Origin of the sequence: Scytonema sp. HK-05 (genome assembly GCF_963872035.1) — a bacterium.
In the GTDB taxonomy this organism is placed as follows: domain Bacteria; phylum Cyanobacteriota; class Cyanobacteriia; order Cyanobacteriales; family Nostocaceae; genus Kalymmatonema.
Genome location: NZ_CAWMYC010000068.1, coordinates 105778 through 123367 on the forward strand (window position 1 = coordinate 105778; position 17590 = coordinate 123367).

A 17590-nucleotide genomic window follows, 5' to 3' on the forward strand; every position below is an offset into this window, starting at 1 on the left:
GATTCGTTAAAATTAACAATACTACCTGTAAAAATAAAACTTACAGCAATGGTTACTCAGTTGTCATCTTCCAACAAAAAAGATATCATCTATCCCGAAAGCGACGGACAGCCAATCGCAGATAACACCAAGCAGTTTGAATTAATTGTATGGATGAAAGATAATTTAGAACTGCTGTTTGACAATGACCCCAATGTGTTCGTTGCTGGAGATTTACTGTGGTATCCCGTTGAGGGCGATAACCTCACCCGCAGAGCGCCTGATGTTATGGTTGTCTTTGGTAGACCAAAAGGAGACCGAGGTTCTTATCTACAGTGGCGAGAAGACAATATTCCCCCACAAGTCGTGTTTGAAATCCTTTCGCCCAGCAATAGCGCCAAAGAGATGATCAGTAAATACAAGTTTTATGAGCGCTATGGCGTGGAAGAATACTACTTGTATGATCCAGATACAGGTGAATTAACTGGCTGGCTACGCTCTGGTAATGAATTAACAGAAATTGACCAAATGATAGGTTGGATAAGTCCCCGTCTTGGCATACGCTTTGAATTGTCAGACGGCGAACTTCAGATTTATCGTCCTGATGGACGGCGGTTTCTTACCTATTCGGAACTCGCGCAAGAACAAGAACAAGCTGAAGCCAGGGCAAAACAGGCTGAAACAAGAGCAGAACAAGCTGAAGCTGAATTACAAGCACTCCGTGCTTTACTTCAAGAACGAGGAATTAATCCAGACCAAGTGTGAACGAAATTAATTTAGAAGTCAAACAAGACGGCGATCGCCTAGACCGCTATCTTTCCGAAGAATTACCAAACTTATCGCGATCGCGCATCCAGCAACTTATAGAACAAGGTCACGTCCAACTCAATGGTAAAGTTTGCACGTCAAAGAAAATAGCTGTCAAAGCAGGCGATCGCATCTCCATAGAAATACCAAAAGCGCAACCCCTAGAACTCGAACCAGAAGATATCCCTCTTGACATTCTCTACGAAGACGACCAGCTCTTAATTCTCAACAAACCTGCTGGGTTAGTTGTCCATCCCGCACCTGGTCATCAAGACGGGACTTTAGTAAACGCTATCTTGGCTCACTGTCCCAACCTACCAGGAATTGGGGGAGTCCAACGTCCGGGAATTGTCCATCGACTCGATAAGGATACAACCGGGGCGATCGCTATTGCCAAAACAGAACTTGCCCATCAACATCTACAAGCTCAATTAAAAGCAAAAACCGCACGACGAGAATACCTTGGCGTTGTCTTCGGTTCACCCAAAACGGAAACCGGGACTATCGACTTACCTATCGGTCGTCATCCAATTGACCGCAAAAAAATGGCAGTTGTTCCCGTAGAACAGGGCGGACGACCTGCGGTGACGCACTGGAAAGTCAAAGAACGTTTAGGCAACTACACATTAATGCACTTCCAGCTAGAAACGGGACGCACTCATCAAATTCGCGTTCACAGCGCCCATATAGGTCATCCTATTGTCGGCGACCCCGTCTATAGTTCCAATCGTTCTGTGGGAGTCAATTTACCTGGTCAAGCACTCCACGCTTGGCGACTCAGGGTACAACATCCAGTATCCGGCGAGTGGATTGAAGTGACAGCACCCCCTCCCCAAACGTTCACAACTCTGCTTGAAGTTCTCCGCCGGAGATTTGCTATCTCTCCCTAAATTGGAAAATGAAAAATTTTTATTCAGCAGCCCGATTACGATGATTTGTTGAGCCAGCTTTGATATTGGCAAATGAGGAACAAAGAATGGCGAATAAAAATTCTTCATTCTTGTTTCCCTTTTGATATCTATAGCCATCCTATTTAATTTATGAAAATCGAAATGCTGACATTCCCGACTTCTTTAAAAAGTCGGGAATCTTGTTATTCATTGTTGTTCAATAAATAACAAGATTCCAAAAAATTAATCTCACAATTAAAACACGCCTCATATCATTTCACTTTATTGTTAGAACATGGCGGGCAAGCAGGCGGAGTGAAATGTATCAGTATTTTCAAAGCAAGGGTATGATCTCCAACAGATGCTATCTCTGCAATAACTGCAATATCTGATAGTGAAACAATTGAAGCAGGAGCGATCGCTACACTTATTCAAGCCTTAAGTCATCATCATCCATCTGTGAGAAATACGGCGGTTGAAACTTTAGTCAAGCTTGCACCAGCCACTGTAGAACCACTCATTGCTGCCTTTTTACAGGTGGCACAAAATCAAGACTCAGATAAAGTTGTGCATCGGATAACACTCGCCCTAGAGCAGCTGACATTTTGATGAGGGGACGAACCAATTCGCTCATTCAAAATTCGCTCATTCAAAATTCAAAGTTTCTCCCCTGCTCCCCACTCTCCACTCCCTAGTCCCTAGTTCCTAGTCCCTAGTCCCCACTCCCTGCTCCCTACCTCCCCCTGTCGTAAAGAATTTTAGAAACTAAAAGCTATATTTAGAGCTTCTTTGTTAAGAATTCTTTACACAATTTGGTGTGGCTACAGATGAAATGGGAAACTTCAATATATCGCCCTGTCGAGGTTATTTAAATAATTAAAAAAATATAAATAAGTTCAAATCACGCTTTGGTAAAAATGATTGTAAAGTATTGTTACGCAAAAAATGCCCTTTTCTCAGGCACAGCCCTTATATGTAAAGGATTTGAGGCTTTTCTTATTGGTCTATCTCATTTATTCATAATTTGTAACAGATAATGCCCCTATAGCATTGTATAAACATAAGCTGGAGGGGTTAAATGACAGACAAAAGTTAAACAAGGCAATCAATTCGTAAAGTTTGCCAGTTTCTCATAAAATCACCCCAAGTTCTCATATTTCTCGTTCCTGCTAGGAACACAATCAGAATGTGAGACGAGTTGAGAAACAGTTTTCTGTACTGTCTGTTGTCAGCCATTCCAAATTGATAAAACAAAGCCAGTTTTAATCAAGACAGCACTCAACTAAGGAATTAGGAGTCAAATCCATGGCATATGACGTTTTCACCAAAGTAGTTGCTCAAGCCGATTCTAGAGGCGAGTTCCTAAGCAGCGATCAAATTGATGCTTTGGCTAACGTGGTTAAAGACGGCAACAAGCGCTTGGATGTCGTAAACCGCATCACCAGCAATGCTTCCCAAATCGTTACCGACGCTGCTCGCAGCTTGTTTGAAGAGCAACCCCAGTTGATTGCTCCTGGTGGTAACGCTTACACCAACCGTCGCATGGCTGCTTGTCTGCGCGATATGGAAATTATCTTGCGCTATGTAACCTACGCCGTCTTAGCAGGTGACGCTAGTGTCCTAGATGACCGCTGCTTGAACGGCTTGCGCGAAACCTACCAAGCTTTGGGTACTCCTGGTTCTTCCGTAGCAACTGGCGTTCAGAAGATGAAGGAAGCTGCAGTCAGGATTGCTAACGATCCAGCTGGTATCACCAAAGGCGATTGCAGCCAACTGATCTCTGAAGTTGCAAGCTACTTTGACCGCGCGGCTGCTGCAGTTGCGTAAATAGCACTAAAAAGAGCCCAAATCCTAAAACAATAGGTATCTAGGCAAAAAATTACGAAATACTAAGGAGATTTTAGATCATGGTTAAAACACCAATTACTGAAGCTATTGCAGCTGCTGACACTCAAGGTCGTTTCTTAGGCAACACTGAACTGCAAGCTGTTAACGGTCGCTATGAGCGTGCTGCTGCTAGCTTAGAAGCTGCTCGCGGTTTGACTTCTAACGCTCAGCGCTTGATTGATGGTGCAACCCAGGCTGTGTATCAAAAGTTCCCCTACACCACCCAATACAACGGTCCCCAGTACGCCGCTGATTCTCGTGGTAAGTCCAAGTGTGCTCGTGACGTTGGTCACTACCTGCGGATTATCACCTACTCGTTGGTAGCTGGTGGTACTGGTCCATTGGATGAGTACTTGATTGCTGGTTTGGATGAAATCAACCGCTCTTTTGAATTGTCCAACAGCTGGTATGTAGAAGCTTTGAAGCACATCAAAGGAAACCACGGTTTGTCTGGTCAAGCTGCTAACGAAGCCAACACCTACATTGATTACGCAATCAACGCTCTTAGCTAGATAGCGATCCGGCCCGGAGAGGGGTGCAAGTGCTGGATGGAATCACCTAGCAGTTGAATCAAGCTCCGGGCATTGTTTTATCTTGGGATAGATAAAAAAAATTTATCAAAGCACGCTGTGGATAACAGCCGACATAGTGCAAATAAATAGGGGGTAATAAAAATGGCGATTACAGCAGCAGCCTCGAGGCTGGGAACAGAGGCTTTTAGCGATGCACCTCGAGTTGAATTGCGCTCTAACGGCAGCAAAGAAGAGATTGAATTGGTGATCCGCGCGGTTTATCGGCAAGTCTTGGGCAATGATTATGTGATGGCATCGGATCGCCTGGTGAGTGCAGAATCACTGCTGCGGGATGGCAACTTGACAGTACGAGAGTTTGTACGTGCTGTTGCTAAGTCAGAACTCTACAAAAAGAAGTTTTTCTACAACAGTTTTCAAACTCGATTAATTGAACTCAACTACAAGCATTTGTTGGGTCGTGCTCCTTATGATGAGTCTGAGGTGGTTTATCACTTGGACCTGTACCAAAACAAAGGATACGATGCCGAAATAGACTCTTATATTGATTCTGAGGAGTACCAGAACAACTTCGGCGATAACATTGTGCCTTACTATCGCGGTTTTGAGACTCAACCCGGACAAAAAACCGTGGGATTTAATAGGATATTCCGGTTATATCGGGGTTATGCCAATAGCGATCGCGCTCAAGTCGAAGGCACAAAACCCCGTCTAGCACGTGAGTTGGCAACGAACAGCGCCTCCTCGATTATCGGTCCTTCTGGTAACAACGAAAACTGGAGCTACCGCGCATCGAGTGATGTTGCTCCTCGGAAAAATTTGGGGAATGCAGTCGGAGTTGGCGATCGCGTCTATCGGCTTGAAGTCACAGGAATTCGTGGTCCTGGCTACCCCAGCGTACGTCGTAGCAGCACCGCTTTCTTTGTGCCTTACGAGCGACTTTCTGATAAACTCCAGCAAATTCAGCGCCAAGGCGGCAAAATTGTCAGCGTGACACCAGCATAGTGAACCAAAATTTGAGATTTTGGCTCACAGAGCAAGCGCTTCAAAAACCCAAAATCCAAAATTAACTTAGTTGTCTTTAAACTAACACGCTTAGGAGAGATTGGAAAAATGTACGGTCAAACTACGGTTGGTAGTGGTGGCATTTCTACATCTGGTAGCCGGATGTTTCGTTACGAAGTAGTCGGCTTGCGGCAAAACTCAGAAACAGACAAGAATAAGTACGATATCCGCAACAGTGGAAGCGTGTTTATTACAGTGCCATACAGCAGGATGAATGAAGAAATGCAGCGTATTACCCGCTTAGGCGGTAGAATCGTCAAAATTGAGCCTTTGACCGCCGAAAGCGCTGCAGAACAAAACTAATGCGTTGGTAATGATAGAACCCAGTACGGAAGAATTTTCCGGAGAAAATGCACCACCGCTAACAACAGAGCAAGCGCTCGCCAACCTGCAGTCACCAGATATTAGTCTGCGGTATTATGCTGCTTGGTGGCTGGGTAAGTTCCGTGTGAAATCTTCAGAAGCTGTAGACGCCCTAATAGCAGCGTTAGAAGATGAAGATGACAGAACAGAACTTGGAGGTTACCCACTACGACGCAATGCTGCAAGAGCGCTGGGTAAATTAGGCAATGCCAAAGCCGTACCAGGCTTAATTCAGTGCCTGGAATGCTCCGACTTCTACGTGCGGGAAGCAGCCGCCCAGTCTTTGGAAATGCTGCGTGCTGATAGTGCTGTAAGCGCACTGGTGCAACTGCTAGATGGGGGTGTAGCAGCTGCGGTGCAAGTACCCGGACGCCCGCACTTAACCCAGCCATATGAAGCGGTGATCAAAGCCTTGGGAGCCATTGGAGCAACTGAGGCTATTCCCCTGATTCAACCTTTTCTAGAGCATCCAGTTCCACGGGTGCAATGCGCCGCAGCCAGAGCAATGTACCAACTGACACAAGACCCCATGTACGGGGAGCAATTGGTGAAAATATTGGACAACAGCACTCTGCAATTGCGTCGCGTTGTCGTAGGAGATTTGGGTGCAATAGGGTATATGGGTTCCTCGGATGCGATCGCTAACGCCACGGTAGAAAATAGCTTCAAACTTTTTGCCCTCAAAGGCTTGCTAGAGCATCAACTCAAACAAGAGTTCGATGCATCTCCCCTTTGTGATAACGCCATCAAGGTTATGAACTTGATGGATTCTCTGTTGTAGTCCTTTGTCATTTGTCATTTGTTAGGGAATTTGATAAATGGCAAATGACTCATGACTAATGACCCTTCGGGTTCGCCAGTCGCCTACGGAGGGAAACCCTCCTGCAGCGCTGGCTCACTGATGACTGATGACTAATACCCAACAATTAATTCGCGCCGTTACCGAAGCGGACTCACCTACGAAAATGGTGACGGCAGTACAAAAATTGGCAGCAGCGAAAGATACAGCGGCAATTCCCACCTTAATCGCCGTGTTTGGTTATAACAATCCACCGGCAGCAGTGGCAGCAGTTGCTGGACTGACAGAGTTGGGAGAAGTCGCAGTGCCACAGCTGCTAGCACAAATAGATGATTATAACTATGGCGCACGGGCATACTCGATCAGGGCATTAGCTGCGATCGCTGATCCTCGCGCCTTAGATCTATTGCTTGCAGCCGCCACTACTGACTTTGCCCCCAGTGTCCGGCGTGCTGCTGCCAAGGGATTGGGAAATATATCCTGGCATCAACTGGATATTTCAGAACGCCACACAGCCCAAAAAAGAGCGCTGTCAGGCTTGCTTGCCATTTCCCAAGATTCCGACTGGTCGATTCGTTATGCTGCTGTTGTTGGTTTGCAAGCGCTAGCGAAAGTACCTGATTTGCACGATCCAATCCGGGCTAGATTTGAGGAAATGCTGGCAACCGATGATGAAAAAGCAGTCCGCGCTCGCGTGCAACTAGCTCAAACAGAGGCGAGCAATGACGTTTCTCTAGTCCGGCAAAGTTTACCATAAAAAAAGGTAAAAGTAAAGATGACAATACCACTGCTTGAATCTACACCAACAACCCAAAATCAGCGTGTCGAAGGCTACGAAGTGCCCAACGAAGATACGCCGACTATCTATCGGTTAGCAGATGCCACTTCAAGCACAGATATTGATGCCATTATCTGGGCAGGGTATCGGCAAATTTTTAGCGAACATTTAATTTTAGAGAGATATCGTCAACCCTTCCTAGAATCTCAACTGCGGAATCGGGCGATTAACGTTCGAGACTTTGTCCGGGGATTAGGCAAAACCGAAGTTTACCGAGAACTGGTGGGAGAAACTAATTCCAACTACCGCTTGGTTGACATCAGTTTCAAGCGGTTTTTAGGACGCGCTACCTACGGCAAAGACGAACAGATTGCTTGGTCTATAGTCATTGCGACAAAGGGATTGCATGGTTTTATCGATGCACTGGTAGATGGCGAAGAGTACCGCCAGAACTTTGGCGATGACATAGTACCCTTCCAGCGCCGCCGATTTAAGGACAGACCTTTTAATTTGGTGAATCCCCGTTACGCTGATTACTGGCGTAATCGTGAGTTGTCACAATACTTAGGAGGTCGTTCCTACTACCAAGTTGCCGTTTCAGGGCAATCAGGAAAAAGGGGAATTGCTCAAGGGATTCCTTCTACCTTTTTAGCAATGGCTGCTAGTATCGCGCCTGGTGGGCTGAATTACCAGCGTACAAGCGACAGCGCCAGAAACTCTATCTCTTCCGTAGAGCTTCCTGAAGCGTACAGTTCAAGCGGAGCAGCGCAACCAACCGTGAAACCCACAAAAGTTGCCTTGCCTTATCGTTACATTCCTGGAAACAAGACGACCTAAAGAGTCATGAGTCATGAGTCATGAGTCATTAGTCATGAGTCATTAGTGGAACCAATGACATAGGGCGAATGACAAAGAACAAATGACAAAGAACAAACGACAAAGGACAATTAACTATGGCAATTCCTTTACTAGAATACAAACCCAGTTCTCAAAACCAGCGCGTTGAGGGCTACGAAGTACCCAACGAAGACACTCCTAGGAGTTATCGCCTAGAAGACGCGCCTTCTGCTGCTGAAATCCAAGAGTTAATTTGGGCGGCTTATCGCCAAGTTTTCAGCGAACACGAAATCTTGAGTTTTTACCGCCAGAAGAATCTGGAATCCCAGCTAAAGAACCGAGCAATTTCTGTGCGCGACTTTATCCGGGGTTTGGCAAAGTCTGAAGCGTTTCGTCGCCTAGTGATAGAGACAAACTCTAACTACCGCGTCGTAGAACTTAGCCTCAAACGGCTTCTAGGTCGTGCGCCTTACAATAAAGACGAAGAAATTGCTTGGTCGATTAAAATTGCCACCTTGGGTTTTGGCGGTTTTGTCGATGCTTTATTAGACAGCGAGGAATATCTCACCAACTTTGGTGAGAATACAGTCCCTTACCAACGTCGTCGCTTTAAAGACAGACCTTTTAACCTAGTAACACCTCGCTATGGCAATTACTGGCGCGATAAGCAAGAAACCGAGCGCTACAAGTGGGGCGACATCAACAACTTCGTGGAAATGGCGAATTCCATCAAGATTAATCCCGTGAAATACACACCAGTTAACACGGCAAACATTCAAATTCCCGACACAACACAAAAGACAAAGCCGCAAGGTGTTCCCGTTTCCATCAGCCCCACTGCAAGTTTCCCGTTGCGGTAGACCAAATGCGGGAAAATAATAAAAGATAAAAGAATGAAGATGTTGAGCAATCAAACCTCTTCTATTTTTCATCTTGTGCTCTTTGTTTAAATAGTTGATAATTTACGAGGAAGAACAGAGCATGGCACTGCCATTACTTGCATACAAACCAAGCAGCCAAAATCATCGCGTCAACAGCTTTGGTAAAGCTGACCAAAATGAAGATACACCGTATATCTACCGTATTGAAGATGTCAGTTCTTACACTGACATTCAAAACATCATTTGGGCGGCTTATCGCCAAATTTTCAGCGAGCATGAGATTCTCAGGTTCAACCGCCAGGTAACTCTGGAATCCCAGCTGAAAAATGGCTCGATTACAGTGCGCGACTTTATCCGTGGTTTAATCAAGTCTGAGGCTTTTTACCGTTTGGTAGTCTCGGTGAATAACAACTACCGTCTCGTAGACATCACCCTCAGGCGTTTGTTGGGTCGTTCATCTTACAACAAGGAAGAAGAAATTGCTTGGTCGATTGTGATTGGCACCAAGGGCTTCGGTGGCTTTGTTGATGCCCTCATCGACAGCGAGGAGTACACTCAAGCTTTTGGCGATAACACTGTGCCTTACCAGCGCAAGCGCTTAGAAGGACGCCCCTTCAACTTGGTCACTCCTCGCTACGGCGAAGACTTCCAAGAAACAGCTGGTACTGTCAACACCGACTGGCGCTTTACGCTGGAGAAATTCTACAGCCGCAAGTACCAAGAACGGCAATTGGCAGAAGGCGATCCACGCAAATACCGCGACGTCGCAGAGTCTATCAATCCCAAAGTCAACTACGCTCAACGCGTTTCCGCGTTTGACCTCGATTATCTCAACCTTGTGCCAAACCGTAGCAGACGCTCATAGTATTTCAACTCTGATTCCCTAAAATTTCATACTGGGTCTGGTACCCGCGTTGATGTAACATACAGGTTGACATTCTCTGTTAACTGGGTGTTGCGTTAAGTGGAGACTAGACCCAGTAATTTTTATACGGAGTTGCATTCAAAGATATTACATAGGCGATCGCCCGTAAGGGCGCTGGCACCTGTACAATCGCCAAAAATCTTTCTTGAATAAGAAATATCAGCGTTTACTAGAGATTTTTGTTTTTAGTAACTTGTTGACAGTGTTCTCAATGATTTTGGCGATTGGGCAAGGAACAGGAAGGGAGGCAATGCTCCCAGAGGGCGATCGGTACGCCTCTAATCATTGAAAAAATGGACAAACGTTAAAAACGAGTACCGAGCGCGAACCCCTTGCGGGGTTGAACAAGTAGAGGAGTAGTACTTGTTCAACTTCCCTGTATGCCAAGAAACGCCTTGCTACTCCAGTTATGTTTTCCGAACCTAAGAGGTTCCGCTTCGCTAACGCCAATGTTTTAAGGGCTTGTAATGTCAAAGACACGAGCGCGCGCTAAATACACTTGTTTAATCTTTGGCGACAGTTGCTACAAGCTGGAAAGTACTTGTAGGTGTCATGACCCTCAAAACGTAGTCAATTAAGACTTAGGCTGGCTATCTCTGTACTAGACAGTACTGGTTGTCCAGTCTTGTCCATTACTTAGCGGATAGCTTTCCCTGCCCAATGTAAGTTGTAGCGACCCACTTACAAATATTCTAGAAAGTGAAAGTGGTGCGGAGTACACCCACTGTTGTTGTGTCGTTTCTACTATCACTTTCAGGATTGAACAGGACAAATGCTCCAGGTGTAATGCTGATATTGTCGCTGACCTTAAAGCGGTAGTAAGCCTCTAAATGGTAAGGAGTACTTCTGCGCTCACCAGGAAGTTTAAACCTGGCATCACCACCGGCATCAGTCACAAAAAGTGGCTGTCCAAAGATGATACCCGCATTGTTACCCTCTTTAAAGAGATCCGTGAAATGAAGACCTGCCATCCAACTGGTGAAGGTCGTGGAAGCATCAACGCGACCTGAAGAATCTTCAACGAAGAACGCCGAGCCGTATGTGGAGAAAGCAATCTTCGGAGCAAACCGCCAAGTCAAAGTCCCACCCACCGAGTTAATATTGACGGGTATTCCAGCAGCAACCCCAGGCAAAGCTGCCCCAATATCCTTGGCAACTAATCCTGTACCCAGAATATTGATTTCGTGATAACTGTGGGCATAGTTAAGACCAATATCTAAACTTTTGCTGGGTTTGAAGGTCAGTTGCGCCGCAGCAATACTACTACCACTAAAAAAGCCTGCTCCCAATGGTGTACCAGAAACTCCTGGAAGTATATCAGGAGCTTGAGATGGAATGGCTGCATTCACACTGGCGTAAAAGGCTGCTAAGTTCAGTTTGTTCGAGAGATTCCAACTGAAGCCTGCAGCAGATGCCAAACCATAACCAGAAGTCCCTCCACTGAGGCGAACCACAGGGTTATAGCCTGCAAACCGAGAGATTGCTTCTTGTCCTTCATTCGCAAAAGGGGTAATTGCGGGAAAAGCATCTGTTGATTCAACTCGAGGAGCAACAAACAGAGTCAGACTGTTAGCGACTGGAAATAAGTAAGCCAACTTATAAAGGTGAATGTCGTTGGAACCAATAGGGGATAGGTTCGCAACGTCAACGTCAGGAAATTGCGGTTCAAAACTCAGGCGAGCACTGCTAGCACTCAGAGGCTGCAAAGGACCACCTGGTACTAAGCCTAAAGCACCGCCGATACTGTTAGTACCGCTCCCTAAGTTATAAGCTTGCAGACCAGTAATCAGTAAGTCTTTACCTGTAAAGCTGGTGGTAAGATTCAACCGCACTCGATCAACCAGGATGGTATTAGGATTATCCCTGTTAGGAGCCCCTCCACCAGCGCTAACTACTGAAACAATAGCCTCACCACCCAGTTTTGTTGTGGTAGAAAACTGATTAGCTTGCAGCTCAGCAGTGCGAGCTTCCAGAACGTCCACACGACCTCGCAGCGTGGCTAGTTCAGCCGCAAATTCTTGTTGTAATCTCTGAAGCGTGGCTAAATCTTCTTTTCTTACCAAATCACTTGTTGCGGCAGCAATCAGTTCATTAACGCGATTGAGACAGGCATTCAAACCTGCGGCAAACTCATAGCGAGTCATAGCCCGATTGCCCCGATAGGTGCCATTCGGATAGCCAGCAATACAACCGTAGCGCTCTACCAGAGATTGCAGCGCAGCAAAAGCCCAGTCTGTTGGCTGCACGTCTGAGAGTTGAGATACAGAAGTTACCTGTTCCTTCGTTGAGTTTGATGACGCTTTTGGGCTGCCAATGCTTTGAGCGTTGGTTTGTTGAGATAAAAGTTGAGGTACTTTTGGATGTGAGGCAGAGTCTCTTGCTGAAGAGGCAGATGGAGATATGGTAGGGATGGTGTCGCCAGAGGTTGCTAATTTTTCAGCAAATTTGATGGTTGAGCTATCAGTGACCTTTGCCAGAGCCGCCATTGCTTTCAAAGGTAACGAGCCAGCAAGTAAGCATACGAAACTTACTCCACTAGCTTTTGCTAGTTGAAGTCCTTTCATGACCAGTCCTCACACAATAAACTTTAAGACTATCGACTGTAGTCACCCAGGTGCTTTACCACGGCTAATGCACCCGCTTAACCTACTTGACAGGCATCTCAGCGAGCCAAGGTCGATATACATTTCATCATTAATATCATGTATCAAATGTTCACACAACTGGCTACCAAATGCAAGGCTTATGAATGCCTTTTTAATAGTGATTACTAAGGAATATCATTGAAACACTGGAAGGTTTTGAAGGCACTGGAAAGCACATAAATAAAAAAAAAGCAATATAAGAAAAATCCAAAAAAAACATACACCACCTTGTTTGGCTATTGGAAGATGAGGTGATTTTACAGATTAATCAGGTCAAAGATGCTGAAAAGCCATATGACGCTTGGGTTAGTAGGGAATTTGTAGAGCAGTGGGCTAGTTCGCTTTCTTTATAAAGTCTGTGTTTTCTGAATACAAGCTCTTGGGAAGGGGGGAAAACACAGCATTTACTGAACTATCAAACAACAGAACATCGGCAGTTCTAAGACATACCGACATAGTTGAAGAAAGATTGGAATGTGGCGATGAGCTCGCCTTGCCTTTTGGGCGATTGGCAATGCCTGTGCCCCGAATCGCGATGGCACTCTGTGCCCCGAATCGCGATGGCACTCTGTGCCCGCCTGCGGCGATCGCGCCGGGCGCGGGGACTCTGTGCGATTGGCAATGCCTATGCCCCGAATCGCGATGGCACTCTGTGCCCGCCTGCGGCGATCGCCCAAGCTTCGGCGTGCGGACAAGGGAGCATGAATCTTAGCATGCTTATTGTAATAAATCTATTGCAAAACAAATTCTTTTGGAAGTGTCTGGAATCGACAGACAAATTTTTGAAGAAATTGTAAGTAGGTCGTAAAAATAAAGTTAACTAGTGTTCACGCGCAGCGTCTGGTGACAGGAGAGGGCTGTCATTAGTCATTAGTCATTAGTAAGAGTAAGAGTGCGCATTTTTCAGGCGTTATTACTTTTGTTAACGTAGTTCTGTTTATTCCTACCTACTCAAGCAAATTTTTTAAAGTATACTGTCAAAGGGAATCCATCAGCTTTCAACTGATGTTTTACCTGCATTAAACAATGTTATTCAATGATAAAAATTGGTGAATATGACTCAACAACCCAAGGGAGTTTGGATTTGGAATCTTTCAGATATTCGCAGCGATTATCTGGACAAACTTGTAGAACGCAAAGTTCAACGAATTTATCTCAAAGTTTTTGATGGTAAATTTCAAGGTAAACCTACTTTTTGGGATTGGCAGTGTTCTCCAGAAATTATTCAGGATTTTAAGTCTCGTAATATCGAAGTTTATGGGTGGGGATATCACTACGGTACTCCTGACATCGCCAGACAAGTCGTCAAAGTCAGGCAAGCTCTTAATTGTGGACTGGATGGCTATATCATTGATTTAGAAAAAGAAGTAGAAGACACCAAAACTCACACAAATGTAGATAAACTTCTTTCGGCTCTGCGTATTATCATCAACCAAGGAACTTTTGGATATACAACTTTTGGAAATCCTCAACTCCACCCAAATGTTCCTTGGCAGATTTTAGATAAGTATTGCGATATTGCTTTGCCACAAATTTATTTTGAAAAATTCACTTTCAAGCCTACGACTCCAGAAGAAGTTAAAGATTGTTTGGATGCTTATAAAAAGTTAGGCTTGAAAAAAGCAATTTTGCCTATTTGGGGTTCGGAAAGTGATACTGCAAAACCCGCAACAGCCGCCGAACTTCAAGATTATTTGAACTACTATCCTGGTTCGTCAATTTGGCGTATTCCTAACGAAGGTGAACGAGGAGAAGCTTGGAATTTAATATATTCTGGCTTTGAACTACCAATCCTCAGACGCAACCTTCGTCAAGGAAGAGTAGGAGATGATGTCAAGGCTGTGCAAAAAGTGATGAATGCCAGAGGATACAATGCAGGCAAAGTAGATGGGGATTTTGGTTCTCAAACCGAAGCTGCTGTCAGAGCATTCCAGACACAAGCAGGTCTTTCTGTAGATGGGGAGGTTGGTAAACTGACTTGGACAGCCCTTGGTGGTAAGTTTGAGGGATGATAGTAACGGGCAGTTTTCAATCTTACTGCCCTAAAATTTCTTACCCGTGCCAAGTATTGAATTGAAGAAATCCAATTACCGTTTCGCGATGCTGTTTTTAAACTGCGATCGCCCAAAGCGATTGCCTTTGCCACTGCGCCGTTCGGACTTCGGCGTGAGGCTTGGGCGATCGCTTTAAAGTCGTGAATGATTTCGTTGCTAATTTTATAGGAGCAATAAGCGTGGTGATTATTTTAATCTCGTTGTATGAAAGTTAGATATCAACTTGAAGTTGTCTTCTTATGAGGTATTGAATATTATTATTGACTATAAGCAATAAGCATAAACTTTTGCAAATGGATTTCAATAAAAAGAAAGAGTATAAAGGCAATATTCTAGTAGTTGATGATACACCAGACAACCTGCGTCTGTTGTCTGCAATGCTCACTGCACAAGGTTATGAAGTTCGTAAAGCCTTGAATGGCAAAATGGCACTGACTGCATGTCAAATGGTTTTGCCTGATGTGATTCTCTTGGATATTAATATGCCAGGGATGGATGGGTATGAAGTTTGTCAACAACTCAAGGCTGACGATAGAACTCGTGAGGTTCCAGTGATTTTTATGAGTGCCTTAGATGATGTATTAGATAAGGTAAAAGCCTTTGATGTAGGTGGTGTAGATTATATCACTAAACCTTTTCATGGGGCAGAAGTTGTCTTGCGAATTGAAAACCAAATTCATTTACGTCTGTTACAAATTAAACTTCAAGAAAAGAATTTTTTGTTGCAAAATGCTCTTGACGATTTAAAAGCTGCTCAGGTGAAACAGATTCAAAACGAGAAGATGGCAGCATTAGGGCAGTTGGTTGCTGGGATTGCCCATGAAGTTAACAACCCAATCAGTTTTATCTATGGCAATCTTGAATATGTTGGGCAATATGTGCAAGAGTTGGTGAATGTAATTTCGGTGTATCAGCAGGAATACCCAAATCCCACACCTCATATTCAGCAAATGGTCAAGGATATAGACCTGAATTTTTTGATCAATGACCTAAGAAACCTCATAGCTGCTATGTACAGAGGTTCTGATCGCATTCGGGAAATCGTACTGGCGCTCCAAAAATTTTCTCGGCTTGATGAAGCCGAGATGAAGTCGGTGAATATCCATGAGGGTATAGACAGCAGCTTGGAAATGTTGCAACATCGACTGAGGCAAACAGCATATCGTCCTGGCATTGTTATTGTGAAAGAGTATGGTAGTTTGCCTCCAGTCACTTGTTATGCTAGCGAACTTAACCAAGTGTTTATGCATATTTTGAATAATGCGATCGATGCTTTGGAGCGGCGAGTGGGCGATCGTGAGTGGGAGAGTGTCTCACCGACTTCACATGGACAGATGGGAAGATGGGCAGATCACCAGAGGCTTTCTGATGGACAGATAAGGTGGAGATGGGAATTGGAGGAGAGGATGACACAGAGTCACCCTACGCCAACCTCCATCACTTGGGCTCCTCAGATTCGTATTCGTACAGAATTGACAGGAAATCATACTGTCAAGATTAGTATCACCGACAATGGACTTGGTATGGATGAGTCGGTGCGATCAAGAACCTTTGATCCATTTTTTACGACAAAGCCTGTTGGTCAAGGCAGTGGGCTCGGATTAGCAATTAGCCATACGATTGTAGTACAAAAACATCAAGGACAAATTAGTTGCAACTCTTTACCAGGGCAAGGAGCAGAGTTGCTGATCGAAATTCCAGTCAAGCATGCAAACGCCGAGGTGGATGCTGAGTAAAAACAAATACAATCAAGCTGACCGATTGATAACTTGTCCCTCACAATACAAGCTTGTCATAAAACTCAAAAAATATAACTTCAACTAGAAACTCACAAAAGACTTGAAAACAGAACGTTTGTGGGCGTACATGGAAAAACTTAGAACTCAAAACTTTTCTGATTTACGTTCTACATTTTTCTGTCGCATAGCATAATAGAGATGTGACTGATCTGCTAGACCCTTTACGATTAGATCCTTTACGATCCCTTAAGGAAGGTCACTGGTTCAAGCTCATTTGCGGAGCCAGCTACCAACATCTGCCTGCGGTTAGAAATTTAACATTAGCCTACACTTTGGCTGGTGCTGACTGCATAGATGTTGCTGCCGATCCCTCTGTGATTGCCGCAGCCCAACAAGCGCTGCAAGTTGCCGACCAGTTGGCAAGAGTCGCTCGGCAGCGAGGTATGGAGTGGGCAGGAAAATCCCCACTGTTGATGGTTAGCCTCAACGATGGAGAAGATCCTCATTTTCGCAAAGCGGAATTTCATTCTACGGAATGCCCCATAGAATGTAATAAACCATGCGAAAAGATTTGTCCAGCGCAAGCAATTGTTTTTCAAAGTATAAAAAACGACTATTCAGGAGTTTTATCCGAAAAGTGCTACGGCTGTGGTCGTTGCATACCAGTTTGTCCATATGATATAATTTATACAAGATCATATGTATCAACGCCAGGAGCGATCGCACCATTGATACTATCATCTGGGGTGGATGCCGTAGAAATTCATACCAAAGTTGGGCGTTTGGCAGAATTTAAAAGATTGTGGCAAGCAATTTTACCGTGGGTTGAGCGTTTGAAGTTAGTCGCGATCAGCTGTCCCGATGGAGACGGTATGATTGACTACCTTCATGCCCTTCATGACGTGATTGCCCCCATACAGTGTGCCTTAATTTGGCAGACAGACGGTCGTCCGATGAGTGGTGATATTGGGGATGGTACCACTCTAGCCGCCGTCAAATTAGGGCAAAAAGTCTTGGCAGCTAAATTACCGGGATATGTGCAGTTAGCTGGTGGAACCAACAACTACACTGTTGCCAAGTTAAAGGCAATGGGTCTGCTGAGGAGAGATAAGGCAGATGAGGGAGATAAGGAAGCAATATCCTCCTCATCCTCCTCATCCCCCCTATCCTCATCCATTGCCGGTGTTGCTTACGGTAGTTACGCCCGGGTACTACTGTCACCGATTCTCGAGCAGTTAGAAGCAAGGGAGGTAAAAAATACCAGTGTCAAACCAACTGTCAGCCTAGAAGAAGAACCAGAATTGCTCTGGCAAGCTGTAGAGCTTGCTTATTCTCTCGTTTCCCAGCTCAAGTCACAGCAGTAGGGAACTACTGTGTTTCCTACAATCGCGTTCCGGACATTTTCCAAGGG

At 45.0% G+C, this 17590-nt stretch carries 16 protein-coding genes and 1 pseudogene; 15 read left to right on the forward strand and 2 right to left on the reverse strand.

Annotation, left to right across the window (positions count from 1 at the left end; translation table 11 throughout):
• The first annotated feature begins 48 nt into the window (after window positions 1–48).
• The 12 genes and pseudogenes from AACT52_RS10120 (at window position 49) to AACT52_RS10175 (ending at window position 9681) form a co-directional block, all read left to right on the forward strand.
• Window positions 49–744 carry a Uma2 family endonuclease gene (locus tag AACT52_RS10120; protein WP_073630583.1) on the forward strand — a complete coding sequence of 232 codons (696 nt, stop codon included), beginning with the start codon at window positions 49–51 and terminating at the stop codon, window positions 742–744.
• Window positions 741–1676 carry an RluA family pseudouridine synthase gene (locus AACT52_RS10125; protein WP_073630585.1) on the forward strand — a complete coding sequence of 312 codons (936 nt, stop codon included), beginning with the start codon at window positions 741–743 and terminating at the stop codon, window positions 1674–1676. The genes AACT52_RS10120 and AACT52_RS10125 overlap by 4 nt, the downstream gene beginning before the upstream one ends.
• Window positions 1677–2030: 354 nt before the next feature.
• Window positions 2031–2285, forward strand: a pseudogene (locus tag AACT52_RS10130) (HEAT repeat domain-containing protein); the annotation flags it as partial.
• Between the two features lie 696 nt (window positions 2286–2981).
• Complete coding sequence (locus AACT52_RS10135) at window positions 2982–3503, forward strand: phycocyanin subunit beta (protein WP_073630587.1); 522 nt, start codon at window positions 2982–2984, stop codon at window positions 3501–3503.
• Between the two features lie 80 nt (window positions 3504–3583).
• Window positions 3584–4075, forward strand: coding sequence for a phycocyanin subunit alpha (gene cpcA / locus AACT52_RS10140; RefSeq protein WP_073630589.1), 492 nt, complete (start codon window positions 3584–3586; stop codon window positions 4073–4075).
• Window positions 4076–4237: 162 nt separating this feature from the next.
• The gene (locus AACT52_RS10145; protein ID WP_073630591.1) at window positions 4238–5098 is read left to right on the forward strand and encodes a phycobilisome linker polypeptide; all 861 of its coding nucleotides are present in this window, start codon (window positions 4238–4240) and stop codon (window positions 5096–5098) included.
• 108 nt (window positions 5099–5206) lie between these two features.
• Window positions 5207–5461 carry a phycobilisome linker polypeptide gene (locus AACT52_RS10150; protein WP_073630593.1) on the forward strand — a complete coding sequence of 85 codons (255 nt, stop codon included), beginning with the start codon at window positions 5207–5209 and terminating at the stop codon, window positions 5459–5461.
• Window positions 5462–5471: 10 nt separating this feature from the next.
• Complete coding sequence (locus tag AACT52_RS10155) at window positions 5472–6302, forward strand: HEAT repeat domain-containing protein (protein ID WP_073630595.1); 831 nt, start codon at window positions 5472–5474, stop codon at window positions 6300–6302.
• Between the two features lie 127 nt (window positions 6303–6429).
• Window positions 6430–7077, forward strand: coding sequence for a HEAT repeat domain-containing protein (locus AACT52_RS10160; RefSeq protein WP_073630598.1), 648 nt, complete (start codon window positions 6430–6432; stop codon window positions 7075–7077).
• 18 nt (window positions 7078–7095) lie between these two features.
• On the forward strand, window positions 7096–7935 hold the full coding sequence (locus AACT52_RS10165; protein ID WP_073630600.1) for a phycobilisome rod-core linker polypeptide: 840 nt from the start codon (window positions 7096–7098) through the stop codon (window positions 7933–7935).
• Between the two features lie 116 nt (window positions 7936–8051).
• On the forward strand, window positions 8052–8795 hold the full coding sequence (locus tag AACT52_RS10170; protein ID WP_073630602.1) for a phycobilisome rod-core linker polypeptide: 744 nt from the start codon (window positions 8052–8054) through the stop codon (window positions 8793–8795).
• 121 nt (window positions 8796–8916) lie between these two features.
• Window positions 8917–9681, forward strand: a complete 765-nt coding sequence (locus AACT52_RS10175) for a phycobilisome rod-core linker polypeptide (protein WP_073630604.1) — start codon at window positions 8917–8919, stop codon at window positions 9679–9681.
• Window positions 9682–10433: 752 nt separating this feature from the next.
• Here AACT52_RS10175 and AACT52_RS10180 read toward each other — a convergent pair.
• Together AACT52_RS10180 and AACT52_RS10185 are read right to left on the reverse strand one after the other, a co-directional pair.
• Window positions 10434–12305, reverse strand: a complete 1872-nt coding sequence (locus tag AACT52_RS10180; RefSeq protein ID WP_073630606.1) for an iron uptake porin — start codon at window positions 12303–12305, stop codon at window positions 10434–10436.
• 485 nt (window positions 12306–12790) lie between these two features.
• On the reverse strand, window positions 12791–13081 hold the full coding sequence (locus AACT52_RS10185; protein WP_143172766.1) for a hypothetical protein: 291 nt from the start codon (window positions 13079–13081) through the stop codon (window positions 12791–12793).
• A 360-nt stretch (window positions 13082–13441) separates the two neighbouring features.
• Here AACT52_RS10185 and AACT52_RS10190 point away from each other — a divergent pair, with 360 nt between their 5' ends.
• The 3 genes from AACT52_RS10190 (at window position 13442) to ldpA (ending at window position 17543) form a co-directional block, all read left to right on the forward strand.
• Complete coding sequence (locus tag AACT52_RS10190) at window positions 13442–14398, forward strand: peptidoglycan-binding domain-containing protein (RefSeq protein ID WP_073630608.1); 957 nt, start codon at window positions 13442–13444, stop codon at window positions 14396–14398.
• Window positions 14399–14733: 335 nt separating this feature from the next.
• On the forward strand, window positions 14734–16176 hold the full coding sequence (locus AACT52_RS10195) for a hybrid sensor histidine kinase/response regulator (RefSeq protein ID WP_073630610.1): 1443 nt from the start codon (window positions 14734–14736) through the stop codon (window positions 16174–16176).
• Window positions 16177–16379: 203 nt separating this feature from the next.
• A complete protein-coding gene (gene ldpA, locus AACT52_RS10200; protein ID WP_083630239.1) occupies window positions 16380–17543 on the forward strand; it encodes a circadian clock protein LdpA in 1164 nt (387 codons plus the stop codon).
• Window positions 17544–17590: the final 47 nt, after the last annotated feature.

What these genes read in the sequence shown, in the direction of transcription:
- AACT52_RS10120 (WP_073630583.1), top strand. Translation starts at nt 49, where the DNA reads ATGGTTACTCAGTTGTCATCTTCCAACAAAAAAGATATCATCTATCCC.
- AACT52_RS10180 (WP_073630606.1), bottom strand. Translation starts at nt 12,305, where the DNA reads ATGAAAGGACTTCAACTAGCAAAAGCTAGTGGAGTAAGTTTCGTATGC.
- AACT52_RS10150 (WP_073630593.1), top strand. Translation starts at nt 5,207, where the DNA reads ATGTACGGTCAAACTACGGTTGGTAGTGGTGGCATTTCTACATCTGGT.
- AACT52_RS10195 (WP_073630610.1), top strand. Translation starts at nt 14,734, where the DNA reads ATGGATTTCAATAAAAAGAAAGAGTATAAAGGCAATATTCTAGTAGTT.
- AACT52_RS10155 (WP_073630595.1), top strand. Translation starts at nt 5,472, where the DNA reads ATGATAGAACCCAGTACGGAAGAATTTTCCGGAGAAAATGCACCACCG.
- cpcA (WP_073630589.1), top strand. Translation starts at nt 3,584, where the DNA reads ATGGTTAAAACACCAATTACTGAAGCTATTGCAGCTGCTGACACTCAA.
- AACT52_RS10175 (WP_073630604.1), top strand. Translation starts at nt 8,917, where the DNA reads ATGGCACTGCCATTACTTGCATACAAACCAAGCAGCCAAAATCATCGC.
- AACT52_RS10190 (WP_073630608.1), top strand. Translation starts at nt 13,442, where the DNA reads ATGACTCAACAACCCAAGGGAGTTTGGATTTGGAATCTTTCAGATATT.
- AACT52_RS10135 (WP_073630587.1), top strand. Translation starts at nt 2,982, where the DNA reads ATGGCATATGACGTTTTCACCAAAGTAGTTGCTCAAGCCGATTCTAGA.
- AACT52_RS10145 (WP_073630591.1), top strand. Translation starts at nt 4,238, where the DNA reads ATGGCGATTACAGCAGCAGCCTCGAGGCTGGGAACAGAGGCTTTTAGC.
- AACT52_RS10165 (WP_073630600.1), top strand. Translation starts at nt 7,096, where the DNA reads ATGACAATACCACTGCTTGAATCTACACCAACAACCCAAAATCAGCGT.
- AACT52_RS10160 (WP_073630598.1), top strand. Translation starts at nt 6,430, where the DNA reads ATGACTAATACCCAACAATTAATTCGCGCCGTTACCGAAGCGGACTCA.
- AACT52_RS10170 (WP_073630602.1), top strand. Translation starts at nt 8,052, where the DNA reads ATGGCAATTCCTTTACTAGAATACAAACCCAGTTCTCAAAACCAGCGC.